The sequence below is a fragment of the Pseudoduganella sp. jia 9 genome, from assembly GCF_055502615.1.
This window is the reverse complement of sequence record NZ_JBUPWE010000006.1, coordinates 1-19,270: the sequence shown is the minus strand read 5'-3', so window position 1 is coordinate 19,270 and position 19,270 is coordinate 1. Positions and strand designations below refer to the sequence as shown.

The 19,270-nt window shown below is 62.9% G+C and carries 21 protein-coding genes and 1 pseudogene; 12 read left to right on the top strand and 10 right to left on the bottom strand.

All coding sequences use genetic code 11. The features are described 5' to 3' along the window. Nucleotides 1-58 precede the first annotated feature (58 nt). Both ACY34H_RS08170 and ACY34H_RS08165 read left to right on the top strand, forming a co-directional pair. Entirely contained in the window at nt 59-709 is a 651-nt protein-coding gene (locus tag ACY34H_RS08170) for a glycine-rich domain-containing protein (RefSeq protein WP_464976999.1), read from the top strand. A 186-nt stretch (nt 710-895) separates the two neighbouring features. Then, nucleotides 896-1,675 (top strand): glycine-rich domain-containing protein, encoded by a 780-nt coding sequence (locus tag ACY34H_RS08165; protein ID WP_464976998.1) that lies wholly within the window; start codon nt 896-898, stop codon nt 1,673-1,675. An 82-nt stretch (nt 1,676-1,757) separates the two neighbouring features. Here the strand turns inward: ACY34H_RS08165 and ACY34H_RS08160 are convergent, their stop codons facing one another. From ACY34H_RS08160 to ACY34H_RS08150, 3 genes are all read right to left on the bottom strand, one after another. Further along, nucleotides 1,758-2,000, bottom strand: a complete 243-nt coding sequence (locus tag ACY34H_RS08160) for a hypothetical protein (RefSeq protein ID WP_464976997.1) — start codon at nt 1,998-2,000, stop codon at nt 1,758-1,760. A gap of 205 nt (nt 2,001-2,205) precedes the next feature. After that, nucleotides 2,206-2,469 (bottom strand): hypothetical protein, encoded by a 264-nt coding sequence (locus ACY34H_RS08155; protein WP_464976996.1) that lies wholly within the window; start codon nt 2,467-2,469, stop codon nt 2,206-2,208. 62 nt (nt 2,470-2,531) lie between these two features. Then, nucleotides 2,532-3,488, bottom strand: coding sequence for an SDR family oxidoreductase (locus ACY34H_RS08150; RefSeq protein WP_464976995.1), 957 nt, complete (start codon nt 3,486-3,488; stop codon nt 2,532-2,534). 12 nt (nt 3,489-3,500) lie between these two features. On the opposite strand from ACY34H_RS08150, the gene ACY34H_RS08145 reads away from it, so the two are divergent. From ACY34H_RS08145 to ACY34H_RS08135, 3 genes are all read left to right on the top strand, one after another. Further along, complete coding sequence (locus ACY34H_RS08145; RefSeq protein ID WP_464976994.1) at nt 3,501-4,526, top strand: CDP-6-deoxy-delta-3,4-glucoseen reductase; 1,026 nt, start codon at nt 3,501-3,503, stop codon at nt 4,524-4,526. Nucleotides 4,527-4,598: 72 nt separating this feature from the next. Next, nucleotides 4,599-5,846 (top strand): MFS transporter, encoded by a 1,248-nt coding sequence (locus ACY34H_RS08140; RefSeq protein ID WP_464976993.1) that lies wholly within the window; start codon nt 4,599-4,601, stop codon nt 5,844-5,846. Between the two features lie 86 nt (nt 5,847-5,932). After that, nucleotides 5,933-6,307 carry an HPF/RaiA family ribosome-associated protein gene (locus ACY34H_RS08135; RefSeq protein WP_464976992.1) on the top strand — a complete coding sequence of 125 codons (375 nt, stop codon included), beginning with the start codon at nt 5,933-5,935 and terminating at the stop codon, nt 6,305-6,307. On the opposite strand, the gene ACY34H_RS08130 is transcribed toward ACY34H_RS08135, so the two are convergent. After that, nucleotides 6,308-7,090: a helical backbone metal receptor gene (locus ACY34H_RS08130; protein WP_464976991.1), complete on the bottom strand. Its 783-nt coding sequence runs from the start codon at nt 7,088-7,090 to the stop codon at nt 6,308-6,310. It abuts the gene before it with no gap. 97 nt (nt 7,091-7,187) lie between these two features. Here ACY34H_RS08130 and ACY34H_RS08125 point away from each other — a divergent pair, with 97 nt between their 5' ends. Further along, nucleotides 7,188-8,162, top strand: a complete 975-nt coding sequence (locus ACY34H_RS08125) for a GGDEF domain-containing protein (RefSeq protein ID WP_464976990.1) — start codon at nt 7,188-7,190, stop codon at nt 8,160-8,162. Between the two features lie 36 nt (nt 8,163-8,198). Here the strand turns inward: ACY34H_RS08125 and ACY34H_RS08120 are convergent, their stop codons facing one another. Next, on the bottom strand, nt 8,199-8,747 hold the full coding sequence (locus tag ACY34H_RS08120; RefSeq protein ID WP_464976989.1) for a DUF5610 domain-containing protein: 549 nt from the start codon (nt 8,745-8,747) through the stop codon (nt 8,199-8,201). A 34-nt stretch (nt 8,748-8,781) separates the two neighbouring features. Between ACY34H_RS08120 and sbcB the strand changes: the two genes are divergently transcribed. Next, entirely contained in the window at nt 8,782-10,227 is a 1,446-nt protein-coding gene (gene sbcB / locus ACY34H_RS08115; protein WP_464976988.1) for an exodeoxyribonuclease I, read from the top strand. A 134-nt stretch (nt 10,228-10,361) separates the two neighbouring features. Here sbcB and pyrF read toward each other — a convergent pair whose 3' ends face one another. Beyond that, the gene (pyrF, locus tag ACY34H_RS08110) at nt 10,362-11,177 is read right to left on the bottom strand and encodes an orotidine-5'-phosphate decarboxylase (protein ID WP_464976987.1); all 816 of its coding nucleotides are present in this window, start codon (nt 11,175-11,177) and stop codon (nt 10,362-10,364) included. A 157-nt stretch (nt 11,178-11,334) separates the two neighbouring features. Here pyrF and ACY34H_RS08105 point away from each other — a divergent pair, with 157 nt between their 5' ends. The 4 genes from ACY34H_RS08105 to ACY34H_RS08090 all read left to right on the top strand — a co-directional run bounded on the left by ACY34H_RS08105 (nt 11,335) and on the right by ACY34H_RS08090 (nt 14,582). Next, nucleotides 11,335-11,937 (top strand): LemA family protein, encoded by a 603-nt coding sequence (locus ACY34H_RS08105; protein WP_464976986.1) that lies wholly within the window; start codon nt 11,335-11,337, stop codon nt 11,935-11,937. A 279-nt stretch (nt 11,938-12,216) separates the two neighbouring features. After that, the gene (locus tag ACY34H_RS08100) at nt 12,217-13,020 is read left to right on the top strand and encodes a TPM domain-containing protein (RefSeq protein WP_464977278.1); all 804 of its coding nucleotides are present in this window, start codon (nt 12,217-12,219) and stop codon (nt 13,018-13,020) included. Next, the gene (locus ACY34H_RS08095; RefSeq protein ID WP_464976985.1) at nt 13,020-13,529 is read left to right on the top strand and encodes a TPM domain-containing protein; all 510 of its coding nucleotides are present in this window, start codon (nt 13,020-13,022) and stop codon (nt 13,527-13,529) included. Before ACY34H_RS08100 ends, ACY34H_RS08095 begins: the two co-directional genes overlap by 1 nt. 648 nt (nt 13,530-14,177) lie before the next feature. Continuing rightward, complete coding sequence (locus tag ACY34H_RS08090) at nt 14,178-14,582, top strand: VanZ family protein (protein ID WP_464976984.1); 405 nt, start codon at nt 14,178-14,180, stop codon at nt 14,580-14,582. A gap of 10 nt (nt 14,583-14,592) precedes the next feature. Here the strand turns inward: ACY34H_RS08090 and ACY34H_RS08085 are convergent, their stop codons facing one another. The 4 genes from ACY34H_RS08085 to ACY34H_RS08070 form a co-directional block, all read right to left on the bottom strand. Then, nucleotides 14,593-14,970, bottom strand: coding sequence for a hypothetical protein (locus ACY34H_RS08085; protein ID WP_464976983.1), 378 nt, complete (start codon nt 14,968-14,970; stop codon nt 14,593-14,595). 180 nt (nt 14,971-15,150) lie between these two features. After that, a complete protein-coding gene (locus ACY34H_RS08080; RefSeq protein ID WP_464976982.1) occupies nt 15,151-16,026 on the bottom strand; it encodes a TraB/GumN family protein in 876 nt (291 codons plus the stop codon). Between the two features lie 345 nt (nt 16,027-16,371). Continuing rightward, entirely contained in the window at nt 16,372-16,554 is a 183-nt protein-coding gene (locus ACY34H_RS08075) for a hypothetical protein (RefSeq protein WP_464976981.1), read from the bottom strand. 505 nt (nt 16,555-17,059) lie between these two features. Further along, nucleotides 17,060-17,527, bottom strand: a complete 468-nt coding sequence (locus ACY34H_RS08070; RefSeq protein WP_464976980.1) for a hypothetical protein — start codon at nt 17,525-17,527, stop codon at nt 17,060-17,062. Between the two features lie 137 nt (nt 17,528-17,664). Here ACY34H_RS08070 and ACY34H_RS08065 point away from each other — a divergent pair. Continuing rightward, nucleotides 17,665-19,092: pseudogene (locus ACY34H_RS08065) on the top strand (IS1182 family transposase); the annotation flags it as partial. Between the last annotated feature and the right edge of the window lie 178 nt (nt 19,093-19,270).

Genomic DNA, 19,270 nt, shown 5'->3' with positions numbered 1-19,270 from the left:
CAAGAATAGTCCTTGTAACCGGCAAGTGTTGATTATTCTCAACTACAAGGAGATTCCAATGACCGACCGCAACGCTATCGATACCCTGGACCTGGAACCCATCAAGGTCAAACTGATGCACGAAGAATCCGGCGAGGGATGGAGCCTGGAGCACGCCAACGCGGTGGAAAAGGAGTACCGCCGCTTCCTGTACCTGATGAAGAAATATCCCGACGAAGAAGCCGCGCCGCTGATGGACGTGGACACGTTCTGGCATTACCACATCCTCGACACGATGAAGTACGCGGCCGATTGCGAGGCCGTGTTCGGCCATTTCCTGCATCACTTCCCCTACGTGGGCCTGCGCGGCGAAGCGGACGAGGAAGCGCACCGGCAGATGGGCGAGCGCATGCGCGTACTCTACGAGGAAACGTTCGGCGAGGATTACACCAGCGCCACCACCGCCTGGTCCGCCCGCGCGCCGGAACGCCAGGCCGGCACGGCATGGTCCGCGCGTGCCCCCGCACAGATTGCCTGGTCCGCGCGCTCGCCGGCGGGCCTGGCCGCGGCAACGGCGTGGTCGGCCCGCGCACCGGCCGGCCTGGCCGCCACCACGGTCTGGTCCGCCCGCGCGCCCGCTACGCCAGCGCCAGCAATGGCGTGGTCGGCCCGCGCCACGGTCGACGGTTTCTACACGGAGCGTCCGCGCCTGGTGCCAGCCGCGGCCTGATATGGATGTTGCGGGACTGCAACGTCAGTTCCGCATTTCCCCTTGAGACCTCGCACACGATTGAAAGCGCGGCGTTGCAATCGGCAATCTGGTCCTATACTGAGCCCTGTTGATGTTTCCATGCATCAACAATCATTGGGTGGCCGCCCTGTCGCCAGTAACCGCCATTACATCAGAGAGGATTACATGATTTCTTCCGAGCACTTCAAACCGATTGCCGATCTCGATCTGGACCCCATCAAAGTCAAGCTGATGCATGAGGAATCCGGCGAAGGCTGGTCGCTGGAAAAAGCCAATGCCGTCGAGTTCGAGTACCGCCGCTTCCTGTACCTGATGAAGACGTTCCCGAACGAGCAGACCGCGCCGCTGATGGACGTGGACACGTTCTGGCACTACCACATCCTGGACACGATGAAGTATGCGGTCGATTGCGAACAGGTGTTCGGCTATTTCCTGCATCACTTCCCGTATATCGGCCTGCGCGGCGAAGACGACGTGGAAGCGCACCGCCGCGTGGGCGACCGGATGAAGGAACTGTACGAAGAAACCTTCGGCGAGCCTTACCTGCGCAATGCCGGAACCGCATACTCCGGCCGCGCCGCCACCGAAACGGCGTATTCCGGCCGCGTCGGCACCGACACCGCCTACTCCGGCCGCATCAGCGCCGACACTGCCTACTCCGGGCGCATCAGCGCCGACACGGCATACTCGGGCCGCATCGGCACCGATACCGCCTATTCCGGCCGCATCGCCTACTCGGGCCGGGTCAGCGAACCCACCGTGGCCGCGAAAACGGCATATTCGGGCCGGATCAGCGACGCGAACGTGAACCCGAAAACCGCGTATTCCGGCCGCGTCGGCACCGAAACCGCCTACTCGGGCCGGGCCGCCACGGCGTACTCGGGCCGTATCGAGGCAGCACCGTCGCAGGAAGCGTTTTATACGGAACGCCCGCGCCTGGCCTGATCGCGCCTGAGCCGATTTGCCAATGATAAAAGGCCGCCCCCGCGAACGGGGCCGGCCTTTTTTGCACCTCGGTGCGTCATCGTCAGTGCGTCATCAACTCGCGCAGTTCGCGGATCGAGTAATCGCTGACTTCGTGCATGCGGATCAGGATCGTGGCGCCGATCGGCAGCGTGTTGTGGCGGATCTTGCTGATGACCGGAGGCGCCACTTCGAGCGCGCGGGACAGCGCCGCGTCGTTCTTCAGTTGCAGCTTGCTGATGATGGCGTCGAGGACGCGGTTCGGATTGTACGACGGAGATGCGGTCAGATCTTTCAGGAAGGACATTTCAAACTCTCTCGGGCAGTGCTCTTGTAAAGCAGTAGCGGGTTTACCAATTTGTCGCCGGCTTGTTACCGGTCTCTGGATGTGAAACGGTCGCGCATGCAGAACTAGTTTGCATGCGGACAATATGGTACACCGAAATGCTTTATTTTTGGCAACGCCAGTGAGAATTAGAGAGATTTCCCTACCTTCTTTTATGCTAGGAAAGTCACCGTGGACACTCGCGGGCCAGCTGCAGCAGCAGCCAGTACCACGTCACCGCCGTGAGTGCCGCAAGCTCGGCCAGCATCATCGGCAATGCCACGGACGCGGCCTCCTGCCGCGCCACCGGCAGATGGTGCCAGCCCAGTTCGCGGCGGATTTCATCGGGCGACGGCAGCGGCAACGGCAACCCGGCGCGGCAGGAAACCCGGCGCCGGGTCATCCATGCCCGTACTTCTTCCTTGCTGGGATGCCGGTGGTTCGCGTCCATACGACCTCCTGGTGATGTCTGCCTACGTTAGTCGCAAGCGACACCTCCACGTTTGCGGGACGTCAATCCTGCCGGGCGCCTGTCATGTTTTGTAGCCCTTCGGCAACGGTGGGATAGCGCAACCGCATGCCCAGTTCGTGCTTCAGCCGGCCATTGTCCAGCCGGCGCGACTCGGACATGAACGAGAGCAGCGTCGGCGATACCACTTCGGCCAGTTGCGGCCGCGGCAATCGCGGCGGGCGGGGCAGCCCGACCGCGTCGGCCACGGCGTCGAAGTACTCGGCCATCCGCATGCGGCTGTCGTCCACGGCGTGATAGACCCGTTGCGGCCGGCCGCGGTACAGCGCCGTGCGGAGCAGTGCCGCCAGGTCGTCCGCGTGGATGTGATTGGTGTAGACGTCGTCCGCCGCGTCGAGCGCGGGCGTGCCCTGCCGCAGGCGCTCGAGCGGCAGCCGATCCGCCGCGTAGATGCCGGGCACGCGCAGGATGGACAGCCGGCCGTTCGCACGGCGGGCCCAGTCGCGAAGTACCCGTTCCGCGTCGACCCGGCGGCGTGCCCGGATATTGCGGGGGGCAACCGGCTGCGTTTCATCGACCAGGCGCCCTTCCAGATCGCCATAGACACCGGTGGTGCTGACATAAACGACCCTTGCCGCCTCGGGTAGAATGGCGGTCACGTTGCGCGTACGCGTATCGCGCTCGCCGGCTGCCGGCGGCGGTGCCAGGTGGATCACCGTGTGCGCCAGGCCGGCCAGCCGGCGCAGCGATGCCGGCTGGTCGAGATCGGCCAGTACGGGCACGGCACCCGCCGCGCGCAGGGTGCCGATGTCGGCAGTGTCGCGCGTGACGGCGAAGACGCGGTAGCGCGCGCAGAGCAGTGGCAACAGCCGCATGCCCACGTCGCCGCAACCGAGGATCAACAGGTTCGGCTTCCCGAAGCGCGGCTGCCCGAGGCGCGGCTGCCCGGGTTGCGCCTGGGCTGGCGTCCGCCCTGGATTTTGTTTGCTTAAGCTTTTCATCTCAAGGATTGTATGACGTTTCAGATTACTGTTCAGCCCAGCGGCCACCAGTTCGCATGCGACGAAGACGAAACCGTGCTGGCGGCCGCGATGCGGGCCGGCATCGGCCTGCCGTACGGCTGCAAGAACGGCGCCTGCAGTTCCTGCAAGGGCAAGGTGGTTGCCGGTTCGATCACCCACAAACCCCACCAGCGCCGCGCGCTCACCGAGGAAGAAGAAGCCCAGGGCATGTCGCTGTTCTGCTGCGCGCTGCCCCATTCCGACCTGGTGATTGCCGCCCGCGAAGTGGCCGGCAGCGGCGATTTCCCCGTCAAGAAGATGCCGTCGCGCGTGACCACGCTGGAAAAGGTGGCGCCGGACGTGATCGTGATGACGCTGCAACTGCCCGCCAACGAAGTGCTCGAATACCGCGCCGGCCAGTACATCGAATTCCTGCTGCGCGACGGCAAGCGCCGCAGCTACAGCATGGCCAGCGCGCCCGGCGTCGGCCCGGTCACGCTGCACATCCGGCACATGCCGGGCGGCCTGTTTACCGACCAGGTGTTCGGCACGATGAAGGAGCGCGACATCCTGCGCTTCGAAGGCCCGCTGGGCACGTTCTTCGTGCGCGAAGACTCCGACAAGCCGATGGTGCTGCTGGCCTCCGGCACCGGCTTCGCGCCGATCAAGGCCATCGTCGAGCAGATGAAGTCGTCCGGTTCGCAGCGCAAGATGGTGCTGTACTGGGGCGGGCGCCGCCCGCGCGACCTGTACATGCATGCGCTGTGCGAGGAGTGGGCCCGCGAGATGCCGAATTTCAGCTATGTGCCCGTGGTGTCGGACGCGCTCGAGGAAGACGGCTGGACCGGCCGCACCGGCTATGTGCACCAGGCCGCCGTCGCCGACCTGCCCGACCTCTCCGGCTGGCAGGTCTATGCCTGCGGCGCGCCGATCGTCGTCGAATCGGCAAAACGTGATTTCGTTGCCCGGTGCGGCCTGCCGGAAGACGAGTTCTACGCCGACGCCTTCACCACCGAAGCCGACCTGGCCCAACCTTGACCAACACCCGCGGTCCCGGTCCCGCGGGCCACCCCGCCCGGGGCCGGCGCCGCGTGACCTGACGATCGCTTCATGTCCACATCCAACGGCTTCGCCGTCCTGCGTCACCGCAACTTCTCGTTTTACCTGTCCGCCCGCATCCTCGGCACGCTTGCCGTGCAGATGCAGAACGTCGCCGTCGGCTGGCAGGTCTATTCGATGACCCACAACCTGTTCTACCTCGGCATGATCGGGCTGGCCCAGTTCGCGCCGTTCCTGCTGCTGATCCTGCCGGCCGGCCACGTGGCCGACCGCTACAACCGCCGCAACATCGTCACCGCCTGCCTGGCCACGCAATTGCTCGTCGGCCTGCTGCTGCTGGGGTTTGCCTACAGCGCGATGCACATCGTCTGGCCGGTATTCGCCGTGCTCGTGCTGTTCGGCAGCGCGCGCGCGTTCATGGGGCCGGCCACGCAGGCCATGCTGGTCAACCTGGTGCCCCAGCAGGATCTCAGCAAGGCCGTCGCGCTGTCGTCATCGAGCTTCCATGTCGCCGTGATCCTCGGCCCCACGCTGGGCGGCCTGCTGTACATCTACGGCCCGATCGCGGTGTATGCGATTGCCGCCACGCTGCTGCTGGTGGCGACGGTGCTGATGGCGATCGTCAAGGCGCCGCCGCAGGCCAGCAACCGCGAACCGGCGACCTGGCACAGCGTGCTGGAAGGCCTGCGCTTCGTGATGTCGCGCCCGATCGTACTGGGCGCGATCTCGCTGGACCTGTTCGCCGTGCTGTTCGGCGGTGCCACGGCACTCTTGCCGGCGCTGGCCCACGACGTGCTTCACGTGGGGCCCACCGGCCTGGGCCTGCTGCGCACCGCGCCGGGTGCCGGCGCGGCGCTGTGTTCGATCGCGCTGGCGTTCTTCCCCATCACGCGCCGGGTCGGCGCCTGGATGTTCGGCGGCGTGGCCGTGTTCGGCGTGGGCACCGTGGTGCTCGGCACCACCACCACCTTCGCCGTCGCCCTCGCCTGCCTGCTGCTGATGGGGGCCGGCGACATGATCAGCGTCTATGTGCGCCACCTGCTGGTGCAGTTCGAAACGCCGGATGCCATCCGCGGCCGCGTCAGTGCCGTGAATTCCGTCTTCATCGGCGCATCGAACGAACTGGGCGAATTCGAATCCGGCGTCACGGCCGGCTGGATGGGCCTGTCGCGCGCCATCGTCTTCGGCGGCGCCGCCACCCTGGCCGTGACAGGCGCATGGATCAAGCTGTTCCCCGTGCTGGCGAAGATGGACCGCTTCCCCCATCACGAGAAAGAACTGGCCGAGCAGGTGAAGTAACCCTTGAAAACCCGGCAATGTGCTGCACTTAACAACAAAAGGGAACTGTACGACGTAACATCGCACCTACACAACGAGGAGAAAACATGCAAGTTCAAGTCAATACCGACAAGGCCATCACCCATGACATCAACCTGGAGAACCACGTGGAAAGCGTGGTGCGCTCCGCGCTCGAACGCTTCGGCGAGCAGGTCACCCGGGTCGAAGTCCACCTGGGCGACAACAACAGCAGCCACAAATCGGGCCCGAACGACAAGCGCTGCATGATGGAAGCACGCGTGGCCGGCATCCAGCCAATCGCCGTGACCGACCAGGCCGGCGACCTGCACCAGGCCATTACCGGCGCCTCGGGCAAGCTGGTGCGTGCGCTCGACAGCGCCATCGGCAAGCGCAGCGACGTCAAGCACAATACCCCCGTTGCCGACCTGGTACGGCCCGATCCGGTCGAATCCGACGACTGATCACCCCGCGGCGGCCAGCGCGCGCAGGTACGCCAGCCCGCCCAGTGCGCGGCTGCCGTACCAGGACATCATCTCCCCATCGACCAGTTGCACCGGCTTGCCGACCTGCTTTTCCAGCACGTCGGCATGCGCTTCCGTAAACCGGTACGGTTCGGTCGACAGCAGCACCTGGTCGATACCGGCCACGAGCGCCGCGTTCCACTCGAAGCGTGGATAGCGGTCGACACCGAGGTCCGGCACACTCCAGCCGATTTCCGCAAGCATCGCCGCGATATACGTGCCGTGCGACACGGTCATCCAGGGATCCTGCCAGATGCAGTACAGCACGCGCTGCGGCGGCCCTTTCGGCATGGTGCGCAAGGCAGCCAGTTCGGCGGCAAATGCCTCGCACCAGCGCGCCGCCGCCTCATCCGCGCAGAACACGCCGCCCAGCAGGCGCGCCAGCCTCAGGTTATCTTCCGGGCACAGCGGGTGCGTGACGATCACATTCGGCACGAATTGGGCCAGCTGGTCGACGGTGGGCTTTTCGTTTTCGTCGATGTTGACCACCACGTGCGTGGGTGCGAGGGCGCGCAGCTTGTCCAGGTTGACGTCCTTGGTGCCGCCAACCTTGGGGATGGTGCGGACCACATCGCGCGGGTGGATGCAGAAACCAGTACGACCCACGATCTGCGGCGCCAGTCCCAGGGTGCACAGCAGCTCGGTGATCGACGGTACCAGCGAAACGATGCGGGCATTCGGGTCGGGCCGGTGTACGCGGCCGAGGGCGTCGGTAAGCATCATGTTGCTATAGAAAGTAAAAGTAATGTATTGAAATTAATCATCGCTGTTTCGATGCTTTTCATGCGCTATCATGGCATGACTTCCTGGAACTCCCGCCGTGAAACTACTCAGCACTTTCGCCGCTTCTTCGCACGACCTCGCCACTTTGCAACTGTTTCGCGACGCCGATACCACCGGCGCCAGGGCGATGCTGGCGCACTGCCCCGTGATGCTGGCCGCCGCCGGTGAAGTCGTCTCCGCCCCGGCCTCCCCCCGTCTCGTGATCGTGCTGCGCGGTGCGCTGGCCGATGCCACCGGCGACGGCGCCACCACGAAGATCCTGCCCGGCGAAAGCACCGGCGAACAATCGGTGCTCGATGGCGAGGCCGACCTGTCCGGCCTGACGGCACTGGAAGAAAGCGAACTGCTGCTGGTCGATGCCGACCTGGCGTGGCGGCTGATCGAGGAAGCCGACGGCGTGGCGCGCAACCTGCTGCGGCTGCTGTCGTTCCGCATCCGGGCCGCCAGCATGCAGCTGCGCCGGCGGCAAAAGCTGGGCGAATTCTACCGCCAGCTGTCGCTGAATGACGGCCTGACGGGCTTGTACAACCGTGCCTGGCTGGGCGACGTGCTGCCACGGCTCGTTGCCACGGCCCATGCGACCCGCGCGCCGCTGTCGCTGGTCATGCTCGATCTCGACCATTTCAAGACATTCAACGACCGCCATGGCCACCTGCAGGGCGACAGCGCGCTGCGCATTGCGGCGCACGTGCTGGCCGGCGCGCTGCGTCCCAGCGATTTCGCGGTACGCTACGGCGGCGAGGAATTGATGGTGATCCTGCCCGATACGCCGGGCGCGGTGGCGGCCGGCGTGGCCGAGCGGCTGTGCGAGCGGATGCGCGAAGCAGTCGTGTTCGACGACATGCGGCTGCCGCTGCCCCACATCACCGCATCGTTCGGCGTCGCCTCGCTGGAACGGTCACAGGACGACCATGCGCTGATCGCAGCCGCCGACGCGGCACTGTACGGCGCCAAGGCGGCCGGCCGCAACCGGGTGGTGGTGGCTGCGGGGATTGAACAGCCGACAGCGTAGTACGAATCGGTCACTGCCTGCGGCGAATCAGGACGATCAGGCCGCTTCCTGTTCTTCCTTCGGTTCCGCCGCGCGGGTCGCGAAGTCGTCGAACCCCTTCATCACGAACTCGTAGGTCCGGTCGACGTTGGCGGCCACGTCGCCGCCCAGCACGTTCAGGCCTTTCAGGATGTCGCGCGCCTCCTTGAAACCCTGCTCGACGCCACCCTTCACCGCATCCATGAACTTTTGCAGCGCCGCGTCGTCTTCCATCTGCGGGTTCTGGCGCCGGAACACCTCGTAGAACCCGGTGGCCAGCGACACGATGCGGTCGGCGGTCGCCTGTGGCGAGTTGTCCAGCCGCGCGGCATTCTGCACGGCATTTTCGCCCAGCTCCGCACGCAGCGCTTCGTTGATGCTGGTGATCGCCGACTTGTACAGCAGCGCCTGCGGATTGCTGCCCACGCCGATCGAGATCGATGCGGAAGCTTCCATGATCGACACGTTCAGCTGCATCTTCGCCCGGGCCGCGGTGACTTCGCCCTGGTTGGCCACCTTGGAATCGGTGGAGATGGCCTTGGAATTGAGGGAAACGCTGTTTGCCACGATAATCTCCGGTTATGACACGACTAAGCTACTCATGAGCAACCACACCTTTCTCTGGCATGACTACGAAACGTTCGGCGCCGTGCCGCGCCGCGACCGTCCGGCGCAATTTGCCGCCATCCGCACCGATGCCGACCTGAACGAGATCGGCGAACCGGTAATGCTCTACTGCAAGCCGGCGGACGACTACCTGCCCGACCCGCAGTCCTGCCTGATCACCGGGATCACGCCCCAGCAGGCACTGCGCGACGGCGTGCCGGAACACCGGTTCGCCGCCACGATCCTCGAACTCTTCGCCGAACCCGGCACGGTGGGCGTGGGCTACAACACGATCCGCTTCGACGACGAGTTCACCCGTTTCCTGTTCTGGCGCAACCTGATCGATCCCTACGCGCGCGAGTGGCAGAACGGCTGCGGCCGCTGGGATTTGCTGGACGTGGTGCGCATGTGCCACGCCTTGCGTCCCGACGGTATCGAATGGCCTACAGGGGATAACGGCAAGACCAGCTTCAAACTTGAATTATTGACATCAGTCAACAATCTGACGCACGAGGCGGCACACGACGCGCTGTCCGACGTGCGCGCCACGATTGCGCTGGCAAGGCTGATCCGGCAGAAGCAGCCGCGGCTGTGGGACTTCTGCCTGGCGCTGCGCGACAAGGGGCGTGCGGCGGACGAGATGGGCCTGCACCTGGCGCGCGAGCTGCGCAAGCCATTCCTGCATGTGTCTGGAATGTTCCCGGTGGAACGGGGTTGCCTGGCGCTGGTATGGCCGCTTGGCGTGCACCCGACGAACAAGAACGAAGTACTGGTATGGGATTGCAGCCATGACCCGCGCGAACTGTTCACGCTGGATGCGGAAACCATCCGCACCCGGCTGTTCAGCCGTGCCGATGCGCTGCCGGAAGGCGTGACGCGCCTGCCCATCAAGAGCGTGCACCTGAACAAATCGCCCATGCTGGTGGGCAATTTGAAAACGCTGAGCGCGGACATGGCGCAGCGCTGGGGCATCGACCTGGAGCTGGCGCTGGCGCATGCGCAATATGCGGCCGGTGGCCCCGATCTGGCGGCGCTGTGGGAACAGGTATTCCACCGTCCGCCGGCGGACCCGGCCGATGTCGACGAAGACCTGTATGGCGGCTTCATCGGCAAGGAAGACCGCCGGCTGCTCGACACGCTGCGCCGCGAACCGCCCGGCAAACTGGCCACCATGTCGCCGCATTTCCAGGATGACCGCCTGGCCGAGCTGCTGTTCCGCTACCGCGCCCGCAACTTCCCGGACACGCTGTCGGAACAGGAACATGAGCACTGGACACAGCATCGCGCCGCACGGCTGCTGGAAGGCGCCGGCGGTGCGCGCAGCGTCGACCAGCTGTTCGGCGAGATCGACACCCTGGCGCAGACCGCCGACGAACGCGCCGAGGAAATCCTGGGCGCGCTGTACGACTACGCCGAAATGATCGTGCCGCAGGACTTTTAACGGCAGCAAAACTGGGGACGGACCCCTGTTTTGTGGAAATATCCGAGCCGCCAAATCCATGCGCGGCAGTGGTATCGGAACTTTCCCGAAAAACAGGGTCCGTCCCTATTTTCAGGGGTCCGGACCTGTTTCTGTCAGCGGTGGGCGTTGATTGCCCGCCGCGTCTCTTCCGCCACGCGCCGCGCGGCTTGCGCGAAGTCTTCGCCAGCCTGCGGTGCCGCGTACAGGATCGCGCGCGACGAGTTGATCATCATGCCGGTACCGGCATCGGTGCGGCCGGCGCGCACCGTGGCTTCGATATCGCCGCCCTGCGCGCCGATGCCGGGAATCAGCAGCGGCATCTCGCCGACGATGGCGCGCACGGCGCCGATCTCTTCCGGGAACGTGGCGCCGACCACCAGGGCGCACTGGCCGTTGCCGTTCCACTTGTCGGCCACCAGCTGCGCGACGTGCTGGTACAGCGGCTTGCCGTTCACCTCGAGGAACTGCAGATCGGAACCGCCCGGGTTCGACGTGCGGCACAGCACGATCACGCCGCGGTTCCATTCCATGTACGGTTCCACCGAATCGGAGCCCATGTACGGGCTGACCGTGACCGCATCCGCGCCGTAGCGGTCATAGGCTTCGCGCGCATATTGCTTCGCCGTGGCGCCGATGTCGCCCCGCTTCGAATCGAGGATCAGCGGAATGTGCGGGTGCTTGTCGCGCAGGTAGGCACAGATCCGCTCCAGCTGGCCTTCCGCTCCCAGCGCCGCGAAGTAGGCGATCTGGGGCTTGAAGGCGCATGCCAGGTCGGCCGTGGCATCGATGATGCCGGTGCAGAAGCGGTAGATGCCGTCCGGGGTGCCGCGGAACTGTGCCGGCAGGCGGTCCAGGTCCGGGTCCAGTCCCACGCACAGCAGCGAATCGTTGGCGGCCCAGGCGGCGTTCAGTTTGTTGATGAAATTCACGGCGGCCCCTTAATCGAAAATTGTGCAAACCGACCATTATAAATGGAACGTTGCCCCGACCGCCTCTTCCCCGGCTATGTGCTGCACCGAACACTGCGGAACTGCCATCCGTGTATAGTCGCTTCAACAAGGGAATATGTCATTTCAAGGAGGAAGCATGCGCAACCATTTCGTACGCTGGATCGCCCTGGGCCTGCTGGCGGCCACGCTGTCCGGCTGCGGCTACAACGATTTCCAGAGCAAGGATGAAGCAACCAAGGCGGCCTGGGGCGAAGTCGTCAACCAGTACCAGCGGCGCGCCGACCTGATTCCCAACCTCGTCAATACCGTCAAGGGCTATGCGTCGCACGAGCGCGAAACGCTGGAAGCGGTCACCGCGGCGCGCTCCCGTGCCACCAGCATCCAGGTCACGCCCGAGGTGCTGAACGATCCGGCCGCGTTCCAGAAATTCCAGCAGGCGCAGGGCGAGCTGTCGTCCGCCCTGTCGCGGCTGATGGCGGTGTCCGAACGCTACCCCGATCTGAAGGCCGATACCAGTTTCCGCGACCTGCAATCGCAGCTGGAGGGCACGGAAAACCGTATCACGGTGGCACGGCAGCGCTACATCGCCTCGGTACAGGACTACAATGTGCTCGCGCGGCGCTTCCCCACCAACCTGACCGCGATGATGTTCGGCTACGACGTCAAGCCGAGCTTCACGGTGGAAAACGAAAAAGCCATCTCGACCGCGCCGACCGTCGATTTCGGCGCGAAGAAGTAAACGTTGATTGCGCCGGCAACCATGCACGAGCAGGAAATCGCCATGCCGCTGGGTCCGCAGGACAAGCCCGCACCACCCGCCGCCCCGCGGCGGCGCACGCGCGAACATCCTTCCGAAGGCAAGTGGCTGGGCACCGCCAATAACACCAGCGAGCGCGAAGTGCACGACGCCGCCCGCCGGCGCGGCCTGCGCCGGCTGGTGCCCAGGCCATCGAAAAGCTGGCTCGGCCATTGGCTGGTGCGCTACACGCTGCTGGTGATCCTGCTGTGCTTCGCGCTGCTGTTCGTCGAGGCGGCGCGCGCGCAGGCAGCGCCGGCGGCCGCCGATCCCTTCGTGCCGGTACCCCAGCTATCGGCCCGCGTCACGGACCAGGCCGGCATGCTGACGGCACAGCAGCGTGGCGCGCTGGAATCCGTGCTTGCCGACTACGAAACCCGTACCGGCAGCCAGATCGCGATCCTCATCGTGAACAGCACGGCGCCGGAGCCGATCGAGCAGTACGGCATCCGCGTGACCGATGCGTGGAAGCTGGGCCGCAAGGGCGTCGACGACGGCGTATTGCTGCTGGTGGCGAAGGATAATCCCTCGTCGCTGCGCCGCCTGCGCATCGAGGCGGGCCGTGGCGTGCAGGGCGTGCTGACCGATGCCCAGTCGAAGCGCGTGCTGCAGGATGTGATCGCGCCGCACTTCCGCAATAACGATTTCTACGGCGGCTTGACCGCGGGCGTGTCCGCCATCGCCACCTTGCTGGACAAGGAACATTTCCCTGCGCCGCAACAGCAGCCGGCGCAGCGGCAGGCGCAGGCCGACGGGATTGGTGGATGGGTATGGCCGGCCATCCTGTTCGGCGTTTTCATCGTCCTGCCGATGTTTCGCGGCCGCGGGCGGCGTAACAGCCTGCATCGCTCCGGCTGGGGCTCGGATGCCGCCGGCGTACTGATCGGCAGTGCGATCGGCAGCGCCCTGGGCAGCGCCCACCGTGGTGGTGGCGGGTTCGGCGGCGGCTTTGGTGGCGGTGGCGGCGGTTTCGGTGGCGGTGGCGGCGGAACGTTCGATGGCGGCGGCGCCTCGGGAGACTGGTGATGGATGCGATTGCACGCTGGCGCCGCGCAATGCGGCACTTGATGACAGGGGCCGGCACTGGCCGGCGCCATTTCCCCGACGAGGCGCTGCAGGCAATTGCCGTCGCGGTCGCCGAAGGCGAACGCCGCCACCGTGCCGAGGTGCGGCTGGTGGTGGAACCGGCGCTGCCGTTCGGCGCCGCCCTGGACGGCATGGCGAACCGGGACCGTGCCCGCGCACTGTTCGCCCAGTACGGTGTGTGGGACACGGAAGAAAACTGCGGCGTGCTGATCTACGTGAACCTGGCCGACCACGCGGTGGACATCGTTGCCGACCGCAATGTGGGCCGCCGTATTGCCGAGGCGGAATGGCAGGCTGTCTGCCGTACGATGACGGAAGCCTACAAGCGCGGCGAGTTCCGGGAAGGCACCGTGGCGGCGCTGGGCCAGCTGGCCGACCTGCTGCATCGGCATTTCCCTTCCGACGGCTCGCGTCCCAACCAGCTACCCGATGAAGCCGTGATCCTGTGAGGAAACACCTCGCCTGGCACCGATGAGATATACATTAACGGTATAACTATTATCGAAATTCAAAATTGGACGTATATGTGGCGCTGCAGCATAATTGCACCTGTCTCCACTATTCTCCTCCAAGATAATAGTTTGAAGCCCGCCGAACCAGCGGGCTTTTTTTTGCCTGTCTTGTTTCCCCGCTTCCATTCGCTTGATCCATACCTGTCGAGTGCGCCATGTTTGCGCGCTGTCATGGCGCCGTAACAAGCAACGCTTATACTTGATTCATCTGCCACACATGCAACCGATATGCGTGGTGGCAGACCAGGTGTGCTTCGGCACACCTCTTTCGAATTCGCATTCCGGTGCCATCGTCCGTGATCCTGATCTGTATCGATCCGACTTTGATTCCGTGAATGCAGCAGGTTTTCATCGCCGCATCGGTTGGTCTGCTTTGATCCGTCTTGGTCGATCGGTATTGCATCGATCGGTATTGCATCGATCGGTATTGCATCGATCGTCTTGCATCGATTGCCATGCATCGACCAACCCTGCATCGCTTCATGGTCTCTTGGCCCGGACAGGGTTTGAGCCCGCCGCAATGGCGGGCTCTTTTTTTCTTGACCCGTGCTATGGTGACGCTTTTGCCAATACCACTGTGACGTCGTGCTGAAACTTCCCCAACTTCTTCATCTCCTGCTGCTGACTCCCGCCTATGCCCGCCTGCGGTTCTGGAGTGCGATGGCGCTGTTCGCGCTGATCGTCATCATCGGTTCGATTCCCGGCGCCCGGGCCGACGCCGCCGAAGTCGCGTCGGGTGTCGTGCTGCATTCCTGCGCCTATGCCGTGCTGACATTCCTGGTCTTCACCGGCAGCAGCGGAACGCCCGCGCAACGCGCCGTGAAAGCCGTGCTGACGATCGCCGCGATGGGCACCGTCGACGAAGTGGTGCAGAGTTTCCTGCCCTACCGGCACGGCGCCATCGGCGACTGGCTGGTCGATTGCACGGCCGCCATCGTCACGTCCACGCTGCTCTGGGCAGTGTGGACGACTCGCAAGGTCGCTACCTGATCCTGCGGCGTCAGCTTGTCCCGCAATCGTTTTCAACATCGGGGAAAATTTTTTCGTCCCGAGCTGCCTTCGCTGGCGACACTGGCGTGGCGTCGCTTGCGGATGTCCAATCGCGTTCCAGGCGAGCCCGGTCCGCATGCACATCCATGCCGATCTTGCGCAGCAGCGCCTTCGTATGGCGGCGCTGTTCCGCGCCGACCATGCCGCCCGTGGCGCGTTCGGCATCGAGCCGCATGTCCGCCAACTGTTCGACCTTCGCCAGCCGTACCAGCGCATACAGCGCCTGGCGCAGCACATGGCGCTTGCGCCGCCCGATCCGGCCAGCCTGCCCGCCATGCGCGGCGTCGACCAGGTCCGAGATCACTGCTTCCGTCCGATGCTTGAGCATATCGCTCCTTATAGTTATCTAATACCTAATTATCAAGCTGCACCGGACTCTACAGTTTGATTTGCATCAAGCCCTGCCCGTCGGAAGCGGCAAGGCGGAAGGCCGAAAAGGCATGGCGGAATACAGCAGGGCGAGTGCCCGGGATGGGCGAGCGGTCAACAAGGCGCGGCACGCAGGCCGTCAGTACATCTTTTCGACGTCGTAGCCGCGGCGCCGCAGCAGCTCGGGCACGCTTTCTTCGCCCACCAGGTGCAGCAGGCCGATGCCGACGAATGCCACCTCGTCGCTGCGCATGATCGCCTCGATATGGGCGGTCATCTGCGGGTTGCGCTGGCGGAGCAGCGTCTGGTCCATGAACGTGGCGGACACCGTATCGCCCGTGGTCAGCTCGCGCGCCAGCGCAGCGATGCGTCCCGCATCGGCGGTGCTCCACGCATCGATCAGGCCGGCCGACTTTTGCACGGCCTTGCCGTTGTCGAGGTCGTCCAGGTTTTCAAGCAGATACTTCTCCTGCTGCGCATCGTCCAGCGAAGCGAACAGGCTGAGCTGGTAATCCGCCGTTTCCAGCTCGCGTACCTGTTTTTTCTGCTTCACGGCAGCGGACAGCAGGAAACCTTCGACGCCATTGCTGCGGTGATAACCATGCTTCTCGATCTCGCCGCCAACGAGGATGTTCGCCACCAGCCACGGCCGGTAACCCTCGACGCTGCGCAGCGCAATCCCGGCCTTGGCCAGGGCCCGCTCGAGCCGCGCCAGCGCCCCCGGCGACAGGTGGCGCGTAATGGACTCGCCTGCCGGATAGGTGCCGTATTTCGCCAGCGCGCGCTGGAAGGGTTCATATTGGCGGGTATCGATTTCCAGGACAAGCGAGCTGGCATGGGCCAGTGCCCGTGTCACTTCCGGCTCGAGTGGAAAAAACCCCTGCTTGCCGACGTGGATGGTGCCGAACAGGTAGCTGGTGTTGCCGTCGTGCGTAACACGGTACAGCGCGCCACGCCGCGGTACCGGCTTCACCTCGATCGGTTCCGCGGTGGCGACCGCGTTGGGGACATTCATTTCCATACTGTTGGCGCACCAGGAAATCAAGAAGGCAACGGTGAAAGTCAGATAGCGCAGCATGCAAATCCCCGACCGGCCTCTGGATAAAAGGCTGGCATTGATCCGAAAAGATGAACGGTCATGCCCTGGAAGTCAGCCGGGCACTGGCTGCCGGCCGCGTGGTGGCGGCTCTGTTGCTGATGGTAAATGAATTTGCGCGCTGAGGAAATTTATTTGTGCGCGATGAATAAAAACGGCCGGAATGAAACAACAATGTGTTTCAATGCCGGCCGAATGGCTGATTCATCAAGATTGATGCTTTTGCCAGCAATGCCGGCATTTTCCCACGCTGGCGCGGCGCCTTTATTTCGCCAGTTCCACCAGCACCGCCGTATACATCTGCAGGTTCAGCGACAACTGTTTTTCGCTGATGAATTCATGCTCGGAGTGGCCGGTGTAGATGTACTCAACAATAAAGCCTGCCACAAGTTCCCCTATGAGACAGGACGATTTCGGCAGGTTGTCCGCGCAAATAATGTTTGCCACAACTGCACCTAGAACCGTCCCAGACCGGCAGTTTGCAACAATAAAGTTTGCCACAGCCTGACTAGCCACGTGCGTTGCCCGACAGTCTGCTTCCGCCCCGGAGCGGACTTTGGGAGATCAGCCTTGAGCGGCTTTGCTTACTACCATTCCTGTCGCCTCAATTGTGATCAGATCCCCAGACTGCATCTCAATTTCGTAACGGCTGGCAGTCGGCATAGAGAAAGAGTTGATCGATTCTGAACGCCCCCAGCTTTGCCTGCGCGGCAATGTCAAGTTTGAAACCGTCGTGAACGTAAGATTGAGCGTTCCCAATTCACCATGTCGTATCTCAGCGCGACAAGTCCCGTCAGCCCAGCTGACGATTATCGTCACCAAGGTGGCATCGTGCAAATCAAAATTTTCGGCCATAGTCCATTACGCGCTACTGTGGTTGACAACGGTGATACCGATCGCTACGCCTGCAACGTCTGACAGTTCCCGCCCCAGAGCGGACACTTGAGGCCACTTAGTTGGCGACAGAAACTTGCCAAGCAGGCTCGCTACATGACACCACATCAACGATGTGATTCAAGCAGAATATTCCCCAATGAGTCATTGGGCCAGGGTAACTGTCACTTGCAAACGTCGCCTGCTCGACAAAATCTAAGTAACGCGATTTCGTATATTTAACGAAGTTACGTCCCCCAAAAATCTCATACTTATCCGTGGTCACATAGCTTTCGTTTCGTACTGAATAGGCAACATAATCTGGCCAATCCACAGTGAAAATCCTGCAACCAGCAACATGCTTGATGGGGCTCCCCAGAGGTAGACCGCGCTCCAGGGACTCGTTAAGTGGACGCACCTTGGGCTCAGGATCATGCAGTGTCGCAGCCTCCAATATTTCGAGGCGCAAAGTGTTTTCTTCGGGCTCACCGATGCTGTTCAGGAAAAGCCATTTGCAGGAACTAATTTCGCTTACGAACTTTGACATAGTGATGCGAAAAAAATTTCATTAGGTGAGTAAGGACCAGTGTCCGCTTATGGCCCAGGCTGTGTAAAAACGCCGGCCGTGTAAACGAAACGAGTTCGGTAAACGTTGGGTGAGTATCTCATCAACCGGGGTGCAAGATGAAGCGCTTCATTGAAGGTGAAGACCGAGGACAGGGGACGTTGCTGCCTGAGCTGCTGGACGACTACGTGGCCGAGAACAATCCGGTTCGCGTGGTCGATGTATTTGTAGAAGAACTCGACTTGGGAAAACTCGGCTTCGGGCGTGTGCAGCCGGCCAGGACGGGACGACCGTCCTACCATCCAGCAGTACTGCTCAAGCTCTACATCTATGGCTACCTCAACCGCATTCAGTCGAGCCGGCGGCTTGAGCGTGAAGCGCAACGTAATGTGGAACTGATGTGGCTGACGGGGCGGCTGACGCCGGACTTCAAAACGATTGCCAACTTCCGAAAGGACAACGGCAAGGCGATTCGCAATGTCTGCCGGCAGTTCATCGTACTGTGTCAACAACTGGACCTGTTCGCCGATGCAATGGTCGCAATTGACGGCAGCAAGTTCAAGGCAGTCAACAGCAGTGATCGCAATTTCACGCAGGCCAAGCTCAAGCGCAGGATGGAAGAGATCGAGGCCAACATCGGTCGTTACTTGGCAGACCTGGACACGGCTGACAGGCAAGAACCGGCGACGAAACAAGCGCGCAGCACCCGGCTGAACGACAGGATCGCGGCGATGAAGTCGCAGATGGCTGTCCTTAAGGAAATCGAAGCGAAGCTGGAAGCGACTGGCGAAACGCAGATCTCGCTGACCGATCCGGATGCCCGTTCAATGATGACGCGAGGCTCGGGCATCGTCGGGTACAACGTCCAGACCGCGGTCGACGCCAAGCACCACCTGATCGTCGAGCACGAGGTAACCAATATCGGCAGCGACCGCGATCAACTGTCAAGGATGGCTAAGAAGGCCCGCACTGCAATCGGGACCACCACGCTAACTGCGATCGCTGATCGCGGCTACTTCAAAGGCGAGGAAGTCCCGGCATGCAGCCAAGCCGGCATCACTGCAGTAGTGCCAGCGACAAAGACGTCCAATGCCAAGGCCGACGGGCGATTCGACAAAGCCGATTTCGTCTACGATCGGGAGAAGAACGAGTACCGCTGCCCAGCTGGTCAATCCCTGATCTGGCGATTTTCCGGCGTTGAAAAGGGCATGACGCTTCATCGCTACTGGAGCTCGAACTGTAAGGGTTGCCCGCTCAAGGATAAGTGCACGTCGAGCCAGGAGCGCCGGGTGACGCGCTGGGAACACCAGGACGTGCTTGACGACATGCAGGAGCGTCTTGAACAAAATCCGAACGCCATGCGAATCCGGCGTTGCTCGGTCGAGCATCCCTTCGGGACGATCAAGTCATGGATGGGCGCCACGCATTTCCTGACAAAAGGACTCGAGCGTGTGAAGGCCGAGATGAGCCTGCACGTGCTCGCCTATAACCTGAAGCGCTTGATGACGTTACTTGGTGTCGATGGCATGATCGAAGCAGTCAGGGCATATGCCCTTTTACGGGCGTTACAACGTGCGTTTGCAGCGGTTACCCTACTGGTTCAGTCGCCGAGCTCGAAAGGTGGGAATAGCTCATGTAGCGCCCCTTCAAACCGCAGAAATGCAGCGGCCGGGTGCAGACTGATCACATCTATCCATTTCTGAGTTTTTACACAGTCTGGGCCGA

Excerpts from the sequence above, each read along its gene's own strand:
- ACY34H_RS08150 (WP_464976995.1), bottom strand. The coding sequence starts at position 3,488 with ATGAAAAGCTTAAGCAAACAAAATCCAGGGCGGACGCCAGCCCAGGCG.
- ACY34H_RS08155 (WP_464976996.1), bottom strand. The coding sequence starts at position 2,469 with ATGGACGCGAACCACCGGCATCCCAGCAAGGAAGAAGTACGGGCATGG.
- ACY34H_RS08095 (WP_464976985.1), top strand. The coding sequence starts at position 13,020 with ATGGATGCGATTGCACGCTGGCGCCGCGCAATGCGGCACTTGATGACA.
- ACY34H_RS08160 (WP_464976997.1), bottom strand. The coding sequence starts at position 2,000 with ATGTCCTTCCTGAAAGATCTGACCGCATCTCCGTCGTACAATCCGAAC.
- ACY34H_RS08135 (WP_464976992.1), top strand. The coding sequence starts at position 5,933 with ATGCAAGTTCAAGTCAATACCGACAAGGCCATCACCCATGACATCAAC.
- ACY34H_RS08070 (WP_464976980.1), bottom strand. The coding sequence starts at position 17,527 with ATGTCAAAGTTCGTAAGCGAAATTAGTTCCTGCAAATGGCTTTTCCTG.
- ACY34H_RS08145 (WP_464976994.1), top strand. The coding sequence starts at position 3,501 with ATGACGTTTCAGATTACTGTTCAGCCCAGCGGCCACCAGTTCGCATGC.
- ACY34H_RS08165 (WP_464976998.1), top strand. The coding sequence starts at position 896 with ATGATTTCTTCCGAGCACTTCAAACCGATTGCCGATCTCGATCTGGAC.
- ACY34H_RS08130 (WP_464976991.1), bottom strand. The coding sequence starts at position 7,090 with ATGATGCTTACCGACGCCCTCGGCCGCGTACACCGGCCCGACCCGAAT.
- ACY34H_RS08085 (WP_464976983.1), bottom strand. The coding sequence starts at position 14,970 with ATGCTCAAGCATCGGACGGAAGCAGTGATCTCGGACCTGGTCGACGCC.
- ACY34H_RS08170 (WP_464976999.1), top strand. The coding sequence starts at position 59 with ATGACCGACCGCAACGCTATCGATACCCTGGACCTGGAACCCATCAAG.
- sbcB (WP_464976988.1), top strand. The coding sequence starts at position 8,782 with ATGAGCAACCACACCTTTCTCTGGCATGACTACGAAACGTTCGGCGCC.
- ACY34H_RS08105 (WP_464976986.1), top strand. The coding sequence starts at position 11,335 with ATGCGCAACCATTTCGTACGCTGGATCGCCCTGGGCCTGCTGGCGGCC.
- ACY34H_RS08080 (WP_464976982.1), bottom strand. The coding sequence starts at position 16,026 with ATGAATGTCCCCAACGCGGTCGCCACCGCGGAACCGATCGAGGTGAAG.
- ACY34H_RS08140 (WP_464976993.1), top strand. The coding sequence starts at position 4,599 with ATGTCCACATCCAACGGCTTCGCCGTCCTGCGTCACCGCAACTTCTCG.